The 16220-nt window shown below is 68.9% G+C and carries 9 protein-coding genes; all 9 read left to right on the top strand.

What is annotated here, in order from left to right; translation table 11 throughout:
• Positions 1-763, top strand: a 763-nt coding sequence (locus E3T49_RS08675; RefSeq protein WP_134424536.1) for an FHA domain-containing protein, incomplete at its 5' end; no start/stop codon positions are given.
• Positions 760-2412 (top strand): serine/threonine-protein kinase, encoded by a 1653-nt coding sequence (locus E3T49_RS08670; protein WP_134424535.1) that lies wholly within the window; start codon positions 760-762, stop codon positions 2410-2412. The genes E3T49_RS08675 and E3T49_RS08670, both read left to right, overlap by 4 nt.
• 102 nt (positions 2413-2514) lie before the next feature.
• Entirely contained in the window at positions 2515-7836 is a 5322-nt protein-coding gene (locus tag E3T49_RS08665; protein WP_134424534.1) for an Ig-like domain-containing protein, read from the top strand.
• A 58-nt stretch (positions 7837-7894) separates the two neighbouring features.
• Positions 7895-8863 carry an AAA family ATPase gene (locus tag E3T49_RS08660; protein ID WP_134424533.1) on the top strand — a complete coding sequence of 323 codons (969 nt, stop codon included), beginning with the start codon at positions 7895-7897 and terminating at the stop codon, positions 8861-8863.
• The gene (locus E3T49_RS08655) at positions 8860-10161 is read left to right on the top strand and encodes a DUF58 domain-containing protein (protein WP_134424532.1); all 1302 of its coding nucleotides are present in this window, start codon (positions 8860-8862) and stop codon (positions 10159-10161) included. The genes E3T49_RS08660 and E3T49_RS08655 overlap by 4 nt, the downstream gene beginning before the upstream one ends.
• A complete protein-coding gene (locus E3T49_RS08650) occupies positions 10158-12497 on the top strand; it encodes a transglutaminase TgpA family protein (RefSeq protein WP_134424531.1) in 2340 nt (779 codons plus the stop codon). The genes E3T49_RS08655 and E3T49_RS08650 overlap by 4 nt, the downstream gene beginning before the upstream one ends.
• Before the next feature lie 198 nt (positions 12498-12695).
• Complete coding sequence (gene leuC, locus E3T49_RS08645; protein WP_134424530.1) at positions 12696-14141, top strand: 3-isopropylmalate dehydratase large subunit; 1446 nt, start codon at positions 12696-12698, stop codon at positions 14139-14141.
• A 2-nt stretch (positions 14142-14143) separates the two neighbouring features.
• Positions 14144-14752, top strand: a complete 609-nt coding sequence (gene leuD / locus E3T49_RS08640; RefSeq protein ID WP_134424529.1) for a 3-isopropylmalate dehydratase small subunit — start codon at positions 14144-14146, stop codon at positions 14750-14752.
• 92 nt (positions 14753-14844) lie between these two features.
• Positions 14845-16173, top strand: a complete 1329-nt coding sequence (gene murA, locus E3T49_RS08635) for a UDP-N-acetylglucosamine 1-carboxyvinyltransferase (protein ID WP_134424540.1) — start codon at positions 14845-14847, stop codon at positions 16171-16173.
• Positions 16174-16220: the final 47 nt, after the last annotated feature.

The raw sequence follows: 16220 nt of genomic DNA, 5'->3' as shown, positions 1-16220 counted from the left end.
GACCCGGATGGCGCCGGCCGCCGCGGCGCCGGCCGTTCCGGTGCCCGCGACCGCGGCGCAGGCCGTTCCGGCGCCCGCCGTGCCCGACGTCATGACCCCGGCGCGGATCGGACCCGTTCCCGGGCTTCCGAGCAGGCCGCCGGCACGGGTGGAAGCCCCGGGTCTGAACCCGATCAGCGACGACACCCTCAGCGCCGAGGCGTTCGGAAGCGGCAGCTTCGGCGCCGACACCGTGGGCGACGACCCCTTCACCGACCAGACCGTCGTCAGTGTCGGGCGGAAGCAGCGCCGGGCAGCACCCGAGCCGGTGGACTCCGACCACCATGACGGGCTGACGGTCATGAGCGGGGACCTCCGCACCCTCCGGAACGCGGCCGAAGCCGCGCGGCCCGCGTCCGTGGTCGCCGCTCCCACGGGGTCCACCCTTTTCCTGCTCCTGCCGGGCGGCGGCCGGGAAGCGCTCGGTCAGCAGCCCGTCGTGATCGGCCGCGCGCCCAGCGTGAGCCAGGTTCCCGGTGGCCAGCTGCCCCGCCTGGTGAGTCTCGGGGGAGCCGACCAGGACATCTCCCGCAACCATGTGCGCGTCACCGTGGAGGGAGACACCGTCGTCGTGACCGACCTGCTCTCCCGGAACGGCACCGTCATCGTGCTGCCCGGTCGGCCGCCGCAGAAGCTGCGGAAAGGCGAAGCGGCCTCTGTTCTGGTGGGAACCGTGATCGACCTGGGCGGCGGCGTGACCCTCACGGTGGGTGAGCAGCGATGAGTCGCGGCGTCTCCCTGCCGCCGGAGCTGCCCGGCTACGACTTCGTGTCGACGCTGGGCTCGGGCGGATTCTCCGACGTCTTCCTCTACGACCAGCAGCTGCCGCGTCGACGGGTGGCCGTCAAGGTGCTGCTGACCGAACAGCTCAACGAGTCGACCAGGGCCCGCTTCGTCGATGAGGCGAATCTGATGGCGCAGCTGTCCACGCATCCGTCGATCGTGACGATCTACCATGCGGGTGTCGCGGGCGACGGGCGCCCGTTCCTGGTCATGGAATACTGCGCGGGTCCGAGCCTGTCGGAGCGCTACAAGCAAAAGCCGTTCTCGGTGGAGGACACCCTACGGATCGGGGTGCGCCTGGCCGGCGCCGTCGCCACCGCGCACACGGCCGGGATTCTGCACCGCGACATCAAGCCCGCGAACGTGCTGACGAACGACTTCGGCGGGCCCGCACTCACCGACTTCGGCATCTCGACCACCCTCGACCTGGATCCGTCCGACCCGCAGCACACCGCCGGCTCCACCGCCGGGCACACCGGCGGCGACGACGAGACCCAGGACGTGGGCCTCAGCGTGCCGTGGTCACCGCCCGAGATGTTCGAGGACGCCCCGGTGCCGGATGTGCGCAGCGACGTGTTCTCCCTGGCCGCCACCCTCCACACTCTCCTCGCCGGCCTCACCCCGTTCGAGATCCGCGGGAGGTCCAACGGCACGCTCGACCTGATCGGCCGGATCGAACGCGGCGTCATCACACCGATCAATCGGGATGATCTGCCCGCGTCCCTGATCGCCGTGCTGGCCAAGGGAATGTCGACCAACCGCGCGAGTCGCTACTCCAGCGCCGTCGACTTCGCCCGGGCGCTGCAGCGCATCGAGCTCGAGCTCGGGTACTCGGCCACGGCCATCGAAGTACCGCGCCTGAGCGAGACCGAACCGTCGGAGTCTGCCGGCGCCGGCGAGGACGAGACCCGCGCCCGCTCCGTGGTCACGATCGCGGCGCAGCCGACGCGGACCGCCCGGCCCGCGGTTCCGCCTGCGGCGGCACCCGCCGTCGATGCCGCGGGTAACCCGGTCCGCGGGGCCTTTGTCGTGAAGCATCGGCCGGGGCCCGCGCCGTCGGCGCCGCCCGCGGAAGCCACCGTGCTCCGGGGGCGCCCGGCTGTCGTTGCCACGGCGGCCGCCGTCGTGTCACTCCAGCCTGAGTCCGGACCCGAGAACACCGCTCCGCGGGCCGGGCGCCGCGGACTCATCGCCGGAGTCTCCGCTGCCGCCGGCGTCGTTCTGGTCGCCGCGGTTCTGGCCGCGGTCTTCGTCACGGGAAGCACGACCCCCGGACTTGCGCCGACCGCGAAACCGACCAGCCCCGCCGGCAATGCCGATGTGGTGGCGGGCGTGCCCATGGTGACTCTCGAGGGAACGGCCACCTCCGTCGATGGAACAGTCGTGACCTTCTCCGTGGTCAACCCGGACCCGCAGGACGACGATGTGTACCGGTGGGCACGGGCCGAGGAGCCGAACCAGCCCCAGTTGAGTCCCTCCGCGGCGATCGCCGTGGACCAGGTCACACCGGGAGAACGCGTCTGCATCGACGTCTACCTGCAGCGCAGAGACGGCAAGCTTTCCGAGGCGAATCGAGTTTGCGACCGCTGACCAGCCCGGCGCGCCACGCCGGACGCCCGGCATGTTAGTTTAACTTCGGGGAGAGGCTCTAGAGGCCGCTCGGGGGATGTGCAAGTGAGCAAGGGGTAACGGGTGGGCACCTTCAGCTCGTGGCTTCGCGCCCGCAAGGCTTCGGCCTCCGTGATGGCGATGGTGGTCCTGGCCGGCGTGCCGGTCACCTTCGCGGTGCTGCACCAGGGATTCCCGGTCACCGACGTCGACCTGGTCGCCACGGACGTCTGGGTGACGAACGGGAAACAGCTGCTCGCCGGCCGTCTCAACCGCCAGATCGAAGAGCTCAACGGCTCGGTGAACACCGCCTCGAACGCCTTCGACGTGCTGCAGGACGGCGATGACGTCTTCCTCTACGACCAGAGCGTCGGTTCCCTCGAACGGATCGACCCGGCCTTCACCACCCTCGGCCAGCGCGTCGACCTGCCGGTGGGATCCGAGGTTGCCTACGGTGGCGACACCATCGCGGTCATGTCGCCCGCGGGCGGCGAGGTCTGGGTGATCAACGCCGCCCAGGACCTGAACTTCGACCCGAAGACGACGGATCCGGTCGTCAAGCTCGGCAAGGGCGGCCACGTGGCGGTGTCCCCGAACGGTGCCGTGTTCGCCACATCGCCGGCGAAGAAAAAGCTCGTCACGATCGAGGAGCCGGGCAGCGAGCCGCAGCGAAGCGACCTGCCCGCCCTGAGTGCGCACCAGATCGCTGCGGTCGGTGAGACGCCCGTCGTTCTCGACACCAAGAAGGACCGGCTCATCGTCGGCGGCGGAGCCACCATCGAGCTTCCGGTCCCGGCGCTGAAACTGCAGCAGAACGGTGCCGAGAACGCGTTCGCCGTGCTCGCCACGGGAGATTCCCTGCTCCAGGTTCCCCTCGACGGCGGGGACACCGTGGAGATCCCGGCGGGCATCGACACCGCCCTGACCGATCCGAAGGACGTGTCGGCGCCGGTCTGGCTGAACGGATGCGCCCACGGGGCCTGGGCCGGCGCCCAGGCGTACCTGGCGGCCTGCACCGACAAGAAGCCGAACATCCAGACCATCGTCCAGCCGACGCAGGGCTCGACGCTGGAATTCCGGGTGAACCGGAACGTGATCGCCCTCAACAACCTCTCCAACGGGAACGTGTGGCTCGTCGACGCCAATATGCGCCTGGTCGAGAACTGGGACGAGGTGACCCCGCCGCAGGAGGAGGATTCCGAGGAGGGCGATGAAAAGGCCTCGCAGCAGTCCTTCGAGGACACCCTCGCCGAACGCACCCCGCAGAACCGGGCACCCGTCGCGAACGACGACACCTACGGGGTGCGCCCCGGCAAGACCACGGTGCTCTCCGTGCTCGAGAACGACACCGACCCGGACGGCGACGTGCTGACGGTGGTCAACACCAACGGTTTCTCCGACTCGCAGGGGAGCCTGGACTACATCGACGGCGGGCGGGCGCTGCAGTTCACGCCGACACCCGGACTCGCGGGAACCGTCAGCTTCCGCTACACGGTCGCCGACGGACGCGGAGCCGTCGCCGAGGCCAGCGTCAACCTCACCCTCCGACCGTTCGAACTCAACGAGGCTCCGGTCTCGCACCGTGTCGGAGCCGTGTCGGTCGAGCAGGGCCAGCTTGTCAGCTACAACGTGCTGAGCGACTGGATCGACCCCGACGGCGACGACATCTACCTCGTGTCCGCGTCGCCCACCACCGGCGACGGGGTGCGCTTCGGCCCGGAGGGGTTCATCACCTTCGAGAGCCGCACCGCCGAACTCGGCGTCAAGGAGGTGCAGTTCGTCGTGTCGGACGGCACCCTCACCGCGACGGGCGTGCTCACGGTGGATGTGAAGGCCGCCGGCAGCCTCAACCCCGTCGGCACGCCGGACTTCGCCACCGCCTTCGTCGGCGAGACGGTCCTCGTCGAGCCGCTCGCCAACGACGTGTCCCCGTCCGGCGAGCCGTTAGCCCTGATCGGGCTCAACGACGTGCCCGACACCGTCTCCGCGGTCGTCAACCTCGACCGCGGCACCGTGGCCGTGTCCGCTCCCGCCGCCGGCAGCTACGTCTTCACCTACAGTCTCGGCTCCGGGGCCGCGTCGAGCGTCGGCCTCATCCGGGTGGACGTGAAGGAGAACCCGATCGAGCTGTTGCCGCCGATCGCGGTCAAGGACACCGCCTACCTGCGCGCCGGCGAACCGCTGTCCCTGCCGGTGCTGAACAATGACGTCTCGCCCAGCGGCCGGGTTCTGGCGGTCCAGTCCGTGGACACCGAGGGTGCCCAGGACCTGGTCTCCGTCGAAATCCTGGCCAACACCGTTCTGCGGGTCACGGCCGGTGCGGCCCTCACCGAGCAGGTGCAGTTCACCTACACGATCAGTGACGGGCAGGCCACCTCGACGGCCGGCGTCACCGTCGTTCCCGTGCCGCCGCTCGTGAAGCACCAGCCCCCGGTGGCCGTCGACGACTCCGTCAGCGTGCGCGCCGGCGACATCGTGAGCGTCCCCGTGCTCGACAACGACTTCCACCCCGACTCCGCGACGATGACCCTGTCACCGGACCTGGTCGACACCGACAAGGCCGGCGGTCTGGCCTTCGTCACCGGAAAGCAGGTGCGCTTCCAAGCGCCGAAGGAGCCAGGTTCCTACAGTGTCGGCTACGCCATCACGGACCCGTACCTGGAAACGGCGACCGCGATCGTGCGGTTCACCGTGATCGGACCGGACAAGGCGAACAATCAGGCACCCACGCCGCTGCCCCTGACCGTGCGCACGTTCGCTGACTCGAGCATCAAGGTGCTGGTCCCGCTGGACGGAATCGACCCGGACGGCGACTCCGTGTACCTGACCAACGTGACGACACCGCCGGGTCTCGGGCGGATCACCAAGCAGGGCAGCGACTACTTCTACTATCAGGCCTACCCCGGCACCGCCGGCACGGACACGTTCACCTACGAGGTGGCGGACACGTATGGCACCAAGGCGCTCGGAACCGTACGGATCGGTGTGATCCCGCGGCCGGTGGCACTGCTGCCGCCCAACGCCGTGGACGATGCGATCGAGATCAAGCCCGGCCGCACCGGATCGGTCCCCGTCCTGCTCAACGATTCCGACCCCAACGGGTACAAGCCCAGCCTCTCGGAGAAGCTCCCGGAGGTCGCTGACGGGCTCACCGCCACGGTCAACGGCAGCCGCATCATCATCGACGCCCCCGACGTCGAGGGCACGTACACGGTGCGCTACGAGATCACGAACGGGCACGGCGGTGCGGCCACGGCCTTCGTTCAGGTGAAGGTGACCGCGGACGCCAAGGCGCAGTACCCGAGCGCGATCGACCACATCATCGAGCCGAAGGATGTGCTCACGGCCGCGACCGTCGACGTGAAGGTGCGTGACCGGGCCGAGAACCCCAGCGGCCTGATCGAAGACCTCGTCATCAGCCTCGAGGGCCCGAACGCGGCATCCGGCACCATCCTGCCCAATGGAACCGTCAAGGTCACCCCCACCAACGTGCGCCAGGCCATCGCCTACCGCCTCACCAACGACGTCGACAAGCTCAGCGCCACGGCGTTCATCATCGTGCCGGCGAAACCGGATGCTGAAGAAGAGAAGAAGCCCGCCGCCGAGCAGACCTTCCCGCCGCCCTTCCTGAAGCCGCTGCCCGAGCAGCTCGTGCGGATGAACGACTCGAAGACCTGGAACCTCGCCGACATCGTGGAGGTCCCCTCGGGGCGACCGGCCACCATCCTCTCCGCGACGGCCACCAACGCCAACGGCTCCTCGCCGCTGCTGGACCCGACGACGCTGGGCTTCTCCGGCGCGACCGACTACCGCGGACCGGCATCCGTCACCTTCGTGGTCACCGACGGCAGTTCCGCCACGGATCCCGACGGCAACCAGGCGACCCTGACCATCCCGGTCACCGTCGGAGACCCGAACTCCGAAGACGTGGCCCCCACCTTCACCCCGCCGAACGTGACGATCGAGGCCGGCGAGACCGCGCTCGCGGTCAACCTGCGCACCTCGAGCGGACACCCGAACCCTCAGATCGTGGAGAAGCTCAGCTACGGCGCACTCACGGGAGCCTCTGCGGAGGTCGCGGCGACCCTCAACGCCGGGAGCCTCGCCGTCTCGGCGCCGCTCGGCGTGCAGCCGGGCACGAAGGTCACACTCAATTTCACGGTCACCTACAAGGAGTTCACCATTCCGGGGTCGGTGAACGTCACGGTCGTGTCGTCGACGCGGGCCAAACCGCAGGCCGTCGACGATTCGGGGCCGAACGGGAAGGGCATCGAGACCCAGCCGAGCCAGTCCATCCCCGTCCCCGTGCTGGAGAACGACTACAACCCGTACGCGCAGGACGGTAAGCCCCTCACGGTGATCGGGGCCACCATCGAGCAGCAGGTCGGCACCGCCACGGTCAGCCACACCGCGTCCGGCGTGACCATCAACACCGGGTCCGGGGCGACCGGAACCCTGACGGTGGTCTACCGGATCCAGGACGCCACCAAGGACAAGGCCCGGGAGACCCAGGGACGCGTCACGCTCGTCATCCGCAATACTCCGGACGCGCCCGGCAAGCCGTCTGCCGTCGAGGGGGACGGCAGTGCCAGCGTGACCTTCAACGCGCCGGCGTCGAACAACTCGCCGATCACCGGCTACACCATCTTCTGGACCGGCGGGGGGCAGGAAAACGTGGGCGCCGCGGGAACGCACTCCGTCACCGGCCTCAGGAACGGTACGAACTACACGTTCACCGTCGTCGCGCGGAACGCGATCGGCGCTTCGGGCTCCTCCGCCGGCAGCAACACCGTCATGCCCTTCGGGGTGCCGGGCGCACCGGCCTCCGCGAACCTGGATGCCCCCGGTCAGGGCACCGGCGCCCTGAGCCTGACCTGGTCCGCTCCGTCCAGTGATGGCGGCCGCGGTGTCACGGGCTACAACTACCGGTGGATCCAGGGCAGCAACGGCACCGGCAGCACGAACGATGGCCGATCGGCTACGGCAACGGGCGCGGTGAACACCCCGTACCAGTACGAGGTGCAGGCCTGCAACGCCCGCGGTTGCAGTAGTGGGTGGACGCAGTCGAATGTAGCCACACCCCAGCCCGCACCGCCGCCCCCGCCGCCGCCCGCGGCCAGGATCGAGCTGTGCCGGGCCGACCAGTACTCCGGAAGCATGTACTACTTCGGAGCCCGTTACTTCAACATCATCCCGGGCAGCTACAAGGTCACGGTGCTCGGCGACGCGAACTTCACTACCGCGACGATCCCGACCAGCCTGACCCAGGGAACCATGCAGACCTACAGCTGGATGGACATCAACGGATCCTTCGGCACCAGGGCCCAGTACATCCAATTCGTCGGGCCGGGCGGCACCTACACCAGCCCCACGATCGCGTGGAAAGACGCCACCCCGTGCGTCTAGGCACCCGGACATCCGTCACCCCGTCATTCGCAACCCAAGCTAGAAGGACACAGCACTAATGGCAGTAACACAGGAGCAGGCCGACTGGTTCGCCGAGGCCTTCGGCCGCCTCGTCGGCAACGTCAACGAGGCGATCCTCGGCAAGGACCACGTGGTGCGCCTCGTGGTCGCCGCGATGCTCACCAGCGGCCACGTGCTGCTGGAGGACTTCCCCGGCACCGGCAAGACCGTGCTCGCCAAGGCTCTGGCCAAGACCCTCGACGGCACCAATTCGCGCATCCAGTTCACGCCGGACCTTCTGCCCTCCGACGTGACCGGGGTCACGATCTACGACCAGGGGAAGGGTATCTTCGAGTTCCACAAGGGCCCGATCTTCGCCTCGATCGTGCTCGCGGACGAGATCAACCGGGCCAGCCCGAAGACCCAGTCCGCCCTGCTCGAAGTGATGGAGGAGGGGCGGGTCACGGTCGACGGCGTCAGCCACGAGGTCGGCAGCCCGTTCATGGTCATCGCCACCCAGAACCCGGTCGAACAGGCCGGAACGTACACCCTGCCGGAAGCGCAGCTCGACCGTTTCCTGATCAAGACGTCGCTCGGCTATCCCGACCACGACACCGCCGTGGCTCTGCTCCTCGACTCGTCGAACCGGGCGAGGGACTCGAAGATCACGCCGATCATCGCCTCCAGCTCGGTGAACTCGATGGTGCAGCTGGCCTCCGAGGTCTTCGTCGACGCGTCCGTGCTCAGCTACCTGAACGAGATCGTCACCGCCACCCGCACCGACGCGTCGTCGACGCTCGGGGTCAGCATGCGCGGCGCGCTCTCCCTCGCCCGCGCGGCGAAGACCTGGGCGCTGTCCCAGGGACGCAGCTACGTGACACCCGACGACATCCGGGACCTGGCCGTGCCCGTGCTCGCGCACCGCATCATGGTCGACCCGGAAGCCGACTTCGCCGGCGTCACCGCCGAGGACATCGTCAACCGGATCCTGGTCGAGGTCGCACCGCCCGCCTACCGCGCAGCATGACGCGCGTCGCCGAGAAGGTTCCCCGCCGCATCAGCCCGGCGGCCCACGCCGTGGGCAGTGTCCGGCGCTCCCTCGGCGGCGGCATGCGCACCGTCGGGCGGCTGGCCGGTCAGCTCGCTTGGCGCGGCTGGCAGGTCAGCAAACCCGTGACGGATGTCGTGGGCCCGGTCGGCTGGCTCACGCTCGCCGCATCCGTCGTCGCCTTCCTGATCAGCGCCGTGACCGGCTGGAGTGAGTTCACCTACCTGGCGACCACGCTGCTGGCGGCCCTTCTGGTGGCGGTCGGCTTCATCTTCGGCCGTGCCACCTATGCGGTCCAGGTGGCTCTGAACCCACACCGGGTTGTGGCGGGGGAGCGCGCCCTGGGCCAGCTGACGGTGGCCAACTCCGGTGACAAGGGCCTGCTTCCCGTGCGCATCGAGCTTCCGGTGGGTTCCGGGGTCGCCGAATTCATGATCCCGGGTCTTGCGCCGGCGGCGGAGCATGAGGAACTGTTCGCCGTGCCCACGCATCGCCGGGCCGTCATCGTGGCCGGCCCGGCCGTGTCGGTGCGCGGCGACCAGCTGGGGCTGCTGCGTCGCACGGTGCGCTGGACCGACCCTGTCGAACTGTTCGTGCACCCGGTCACCACCCGGCTGCGTTCTTCGGCCGCCGGCCTCGTCCGCGACCTGGAGGGCGAGATCACCCGCAAGATCACCAACAATGACATCTCCTTCCACGCACTGCGCGCCTACGTGCCCGGCGATGCGCTGCGCAATGTGCACTGGCGCACCTCCGCGCGTACCGGCCAGCTGATGGTGCGTCAGTTCGAGGAGACCCGTCGGTCACAGCTGACCATCGTGCACAGCGCCGAGACAACGACGTACGCCTCCGACGAGGAATTCGAACTCGGCGTCTCCGTCATGGCGTCCCTCGCCCTGCAGGTCATCCGCGACGGCACCCGGGTCAGTGTGGTCACCGAGGGCCGGCTTCTCACGACGAAGACGCCCGTGTCCCTCCTCGACGACTCCTGCCGGATCCAGCCGGTCAGCGGCCGCTATCCGACCCTGCGTGACTTCACCCGGGATGCCACCCGCACTCTGCCGGCGCCCAGCGTCGTCATGATGGTGGCCGGATCGCTACTCGAACTGGCCCGGTTCCGCGCCGCCCAGACTCTGTTCGGGCAGGACACGAAGACGCTCGCGTTCCGGATCGAGCGGGGCTCCCCGCCCCGGCTCGCGAACGTGTCGGGACTCACCGTGCTCACGGTCGGCGAGCTCGCCGACCTGCCCAGCCTGCTCCGACGGGTCAACGGATGAACCGGCTCCGCTCCGTGCCCCAGCGCGCCTGGTCCGACGTCGCCGTGCTCAGCGCCCTGTCCGTGCTCGGCGTGCTGGGCTTCGAAACCTCGTTCGGCGACTACAACTTCCTGCTCGCGGGCGTCGGGGGCCTGATCGTCGGCACCGGGGTCGCGCTTCTGGGTTATGCGCTCCGACTGGGCGCACTGGTCAGCGTCCTCGCCGCGATCGTCGCCTATTTCCTGCTCGGCACGCCGTTCACCATGCCCGACCAGGGCGTGCTGCTCGTCCTCCCCAGCCTGACCTCCGTGGCCGGCCTCGCCATCGGCGCCGTGTTCGGCTGGGCGGATATCGTCACGCTCGGCACCCCGGTCGAGGCGCCGTATTACATGCCCGTGCTGCCCTACTTCGCGGTCTGGCTGATCGCCCTCGTCGGCACCATGCTCGCGGTGCGCTGGCTGCCGCGCCGCCCGCGCACGGTGTGGCGCTCCAGCGTCCTCCTGGCAGGGCCGGTCGCGCTCTACCTGGCCGGCATCCTGATGGGAACGGATGAGGCCTATTACGCCGCCGTCCGCGGCATCGCCTTCGGCGTGATCGCCCTGGTCTGGCTGGGCTGGCGTCGCTCGCAACTGGAAAAGGCCTCCTCGGCCGGCGCGAACCGGCTGCTGCGCCGCAAACTGGTCGGCACCGGCACGCTCATCCTCGGCACGATCCTGATCGGCTCCCTGGCCGGGTCGGTGCTCGCCCCCGTGCAGGCCGAACGATTCGTGCTGCGCGAGGAGATCCAGCCGCCGTTCGACCCGTTGCAGTTCCCGAGCCCGCTGGCCGGCTTCCGCCAGTACACGAAGACCCTCGCCGAGACCCCGCTCTTCACGATCGAGGGTCTGGAGACCGGGCAACTGGTGCGCCTGGCCAGCATGGAGGCCTACGACGGCAAACTGTGGAACGTCGCCGGAGTCGACGGCGCGGAGAGCGCCTCCGCCGGGTTCCGCCTCGTCGGGCGCACGATTCCCGACGCCCCGCTGATCACCTCCGTGCGCTCCAGCACCGTCACGATCACCGGGTCCGGGTACGCGGATGTCTGGCTCCCCGGCGTCGGCTATCCCAGCACCGTCGACTTCGACGACCGGGCGAGCAGCGCCCAGGCCGAGAACCTGCGTTACAACGCCGGAACGGGAACGGCCGTGCTCACCAGCGGTGTGAAAAGCGGCTACCGCTATACGACCAGCGCCGCCGTGCAGCAGTCGTACCGGGACGAAGACCTGGTCGAGGTGCCCGTGGCGGCCGTCACCCTGCCGGCCGCCGAGAACATCCCGGATGTCGTCGTGGCCAAGGCGCTGGAATACACCGGCGGCGCCGTGACCCCCGTGGACCAGCTCCGCGCGATCCAGAAGGCGCTGAAGACCCAGGGCTTCCTCAGCCATGGACTTGCCTCCGACGGCATCCCCTCCCGGGCCGGCCACGGCGCCGACCGCATCGACGAGCTCTTCACGCGCAGCCAGATGGTCGGCGACCAGGAGCAGTACGCCGCGGCCATGGCGCTGATGGCGCGCAGCCTGAACCTGCCCGCCCGCGTGGTCATGGGCTTCGCCCCGGAGGTCCCGGACGGTGCCACGAGCGTGGAAGTGACCGGCTCCGACGTGACGGCGTGGGTGGAGGTCGCGTTCGAGGGTGTGGGCTGGGTTCCGTTCTTCCCGACCCCCGACCAGACGGATGTCCCGCAGGACCAGACCCCCAAGCCCAAGTCCGTGCCGCAGCCGCAGGTGCGCCAGCCGCCCCGCTCCGACAACCAGTCCGACGACCTGCTGACCGCCATCGAGATCGACGACACGAAGAAAGACGATAAGGACAAGGGATTCGTGCTGCCCGGTTGGGCGTGGCTGCTGGGGGGCACAGTCGGAATCCCGCTCCTGCTGATCCTCGGCCCGGTGCTCGTCATCGGTGCCCTCAAGGCGCGCCGTCGACGGAGGCGCCGCGGTCGCGGCAGCGGCGATACCCGCGTCGCCGGGGCCTGGGACGAGGTGACCGACGGGTATGCGGAACTCGGTTTCGAGGTGCCGCGCCACACAACCCGCCTGCTGGTCGCCGCGGACGTCGAGGCCCAGCTGGACCGTCAGGTCGGGCCCGGCGCCGCGGACATCCGTCTGGCGCCCCTAGCCGAACTCGTCGACCGTGCCGTCTTCAACGGTCAGCCCATCGGGGACGACCTGGTCGAGCAGAGCTGGGCCGACGCGCTGGAATCATTGCACCTCGCGGAAACCCGGGTGGGCCGTCTCCGCCGGATCATCAGCCGATTCCGTCTGCGGACACGTCGGGACTGGAGCCGTGTCGACCTCTCTAAGTCGCGCCGCCGATAGAGTGGCGAGGTGGACACCGCCGAAATCACCCTCCAATGAGGGTCGCCAGCCAAGCTCGCAGACGCACAGTGTTAGCCTGTCATGGTGCTGCTCGGTCGACTCCCTCTTCTCTGCCGCGACGAGTCCCCATCCTGAGGCCTCCCTCGTCGTGGCGTTTCTTGTTGGCTGATCACCCATTGCTGAGGAAGACGCACACACATGACTGACGCACCACGCACCGGCACCCGTCCGCGCACTCTGGCCGAGAAGGTCTGGGACAAACACCTCGTCACCGAGGGCGACGGCGCCACTCCCGACCTCATCTACATCGACCTGCACCTCGTGCACGAGGTCACCAGCCCCCAGGCCTTCGACGGGCTCCGCCAGGCCGGCCGACCGGTTCGCCGTCCCGATCTGACCATCGCGACGGAAGACCACAACACGCCGACCCTGGCGATCGACAAGCCCATCGCCGACCTCACCAGCCGCACGCAGATCGAGACGCTGCGCCGCAACTGCGAGGAGTTCGGCATCCGTCTGCACTCCCTCGGGGACATCGAGCAGGGCATCGTGCACGTCGTCGGACCGCAGCTGGGCCTGACCCAGCCCGGCATCACCGTGGTCTGCGGCGACTCGCACACCTCCACCCACGGCGCGTTCGGGGCCATGGCGCTCGGCATCGGCACCAGCGAGGTCGAGCACGTCATGGCCACCCAGACGCTGCCGCTCAAGCGGTTCAAGACCATGGCGATCACGGTGGAGGGCACACTCCGCCCCGGGGTGACGGCGAAGGACATCATCCTGGCCGTGATCGCGAAGATCGGCACCGGCGGCGGGCAGGGCTACGTGCTCGAATACCGTGGCAGCGCCATCCGCGCCCTCTCCATGGAGGGCCGCATGACCATCTGCAACATGTCGATCGAGGCCGGCGCCCGCGCGGGCATGGTCGCCCCGGATGCGATCACCTACGACTACCTCCAGGGTCGCGCCCATGCCCCGGAAGGCCAGGACTGGATCGACGCGGTCGCCTACTGGGACACCCTCGCCACCGACGACGGCGCCGAATTCGACGCCGAGGTCTTCCTCGACGCCGACACCCTGGAACCCTTCGTCACCTGGGGCACCAACCCCGGCCAGGGGGTCTCCCTGAGCGAGACCGTGCCCGACCCCTCCGGAATCCTCGACGACAACGAACGCTCCGCTGCCGAACGAGCCCTGGAATACATGGACCTCGCGGCCGGCACCCCGATGAAGGAGATCCGGGTCGACACCGTCTTCCTCGGATCCTGCACCAACAGCCGGGTCGAAGACCTGCGCGCCGCCGCCGCGATCGTGCAGGGCCGCACTCTGGCGCCGGGCGTACGGATGCTCGTGGTCCCCGGATCCGCGCGGGTGCGCATCGAGGCGGAGGCGGAAGGCCTCGACACGATCTTCACCGACTTCGGCGCCGAGTGGCGCTTCGCCGGCTGCTCGATGTGCCTGGGCATGAACCCCGACCAGCTGGCCCCCGGCGAGCGGTGCGCGTCCACCAGCAATCGCAACTTCGAGGGCCGCCAGGGCAAGGGCGGACGCACGCACCTCGTGTCCCCGCTGGTCGCGGCCGCCACCGCCATCCGCGGTACGCTGTCGAGCCCGTGGGACCTGGCCCAGGATGGAGACAAGTAGCAATGGAAAAGTTCACAACCGTCACCGGCGTCGCGCTTCCTCTGCGCCGCTCCAACGTCGACACCGACCAGATCATCCCGGCCGTCCACCTCAAGCGCGTCACCAAGACCGGATTCGAAGACGCCCTCTTCGCCCGCTGGCGCAGCGACCCTGCCTTCGTGCTCAACGAGCCGGCCTACGCGGGCGCCCGAGTGCTCGTGGCCGGCGCCGACTTCGGCACCGGTTCCTCCCGCGAACACGCCGTCTGGGCGCTGCGCGACTACGGCTTCGACGTGGTGCTCAGCCCCCGCTTCGGCGACATCTTCCGCGGCAACTCCGGCAAGCAGGGTCTGCTCGCCGGTCAGATCTCCGAGGCCGACGCGCAGCGCCTGTGGGACGTGATCGAGGCCACTCCCGGTATCGAGCTCACGGTCGACCTGGTCTCCCGCACCGCCCGCGTCGGAGCTCTCACCGTTCCCTTCGAGATTGACGATTACACCCGGTGGCGCCTCCTCGAAGGCCTCGACGACATCGGACTCACCCTGCGCGATGAAGCGCGGATCGCAGAATATGAATCCCACCGGGAGCCATGGCGGCCCCGGACTCTCCCGGCAAGGCAGGTTAGTTTATGAGCACAATCAGCGAAATCACCCAGGATCGTGAGAACGGTCAGAGCAAGGAAGACGCGCAGAATCGTGAGCATGCGCAGAGCTGGGGGGCGGCCGTGGGTCTGCAGGGCGACCGGATCACGATCCGCGGCGGTATTCCGCTGGTCGGCCGGATCGAGCTGAAGGGTGCCAAGAACCTGGTCACCAAGGCCATGGTCGCGGCTCTTCTGGGCGAGAGCCCCAGCACGCTCAAGAACGTTCCCAACATCAGCGACGTGCGCATCGTGCGCCAGCTGCTCGAGGTGCACGGCGTCAAGGTCACCGACGGCGCCGAGCCGGGTGAGCTGCTGCTCGACCCGGTCGACGTGGAGAGCGCGCACTTCGCCGCGATCGACGCCCACGCCGGCTCCTCGCGCATCCCGATCCTGTTCTGCGGCCCGCTGCTGCACCGCCTCGGCGAGGCATTCATCCCCGACCTCGGCGGTTGCCGCATCGGCGACCGCCCGATCGACTACCACCTGGACGTGCTGCGCAAGTTCGGAGCCGTCGTCGAGAAGCAGCCCAACGGCATCCGGATGTCCGCACCCAACGGTCTCAAGGGCACCAAGGTGTCCCTGCCCTACCCGAGCGTGGGCGCGACCGAACAGGTGCTCCTCACCGCTGTGCGCGCCGAGGGCATCACCGAGCTCAAGGGCGCGGCGATCGAGCCCGAGATCATGGATCTCATCAACATCCTGCAGAAGATGGGTGCCATCATCACGGTCGACACCGACCGTGTGATCCGGATCGAGGGCGTCGAGCGTCTCGAAGGCTACAACCACCGCGCCCTGTTCGACCGGAACGAGGCCGCCAGCTGGGCGGCCGCGGCCCTGGCCACCGACGGGGACATCTTCGTCGGCGGTGCGCGTCAGCCCGAGATGATCACGTTCCTGAACGTGTTCCGCAAGGTCGGCGGGGCGTTCGACATCGAAGACGACGGCATCCGTTTCTACCACCCGGGCGGCGACCTCAAGCCCGTCATCATCGAAACGGATGTGCACCCCGGCTTCATGACGGACTGGCAGCAGCCGCTCGTGATCGCCCTCACCCACGCCCACGGCGTCTCGATCGTGCACGAGACCGTGTACGAGCAGCGCTTCGGCTTCGTCGACGCCCTCGTGGAGATGGGCGCGACCATCCAGATCCACCGGGAATGCCTCGGCGGGCACCCCTGCCGGTTCGGCCAGCGCAACTTCAACCACTCGGCCGTCATCACGGGGCCGACGAAGCTGCACGGCGCCGACATCGAGGTTCCCGACCTGCGCGGTGGCTTCAGCCACCTGATCGCGGCCCTGACCGCCTCGGGCACGTCCACCGTGAGCAACGTCGGAATCATCAGCCGTGGCTACGAGAACTTCATCACCAAGCTGCAACTGTTGGGGGCTGACTTCGATCTCGAAGGATAATGGGGCTGTGCCAGCATCAGATCCAGCGCCCGTGTCCGATCCAGCGC

Source organism: Cryobacterium cryoconiti, assembly GCF_004403065.1.
GTDB lineage: Bacteria > Actinomycetota > Actinomycetes > Actinomycetales > Microbacteriaceae > Cryobacterium > Cryobacterium cryoconiti.
This window is presented reverse-complemented; position numbering and strand designations above follow the sequence as displayed.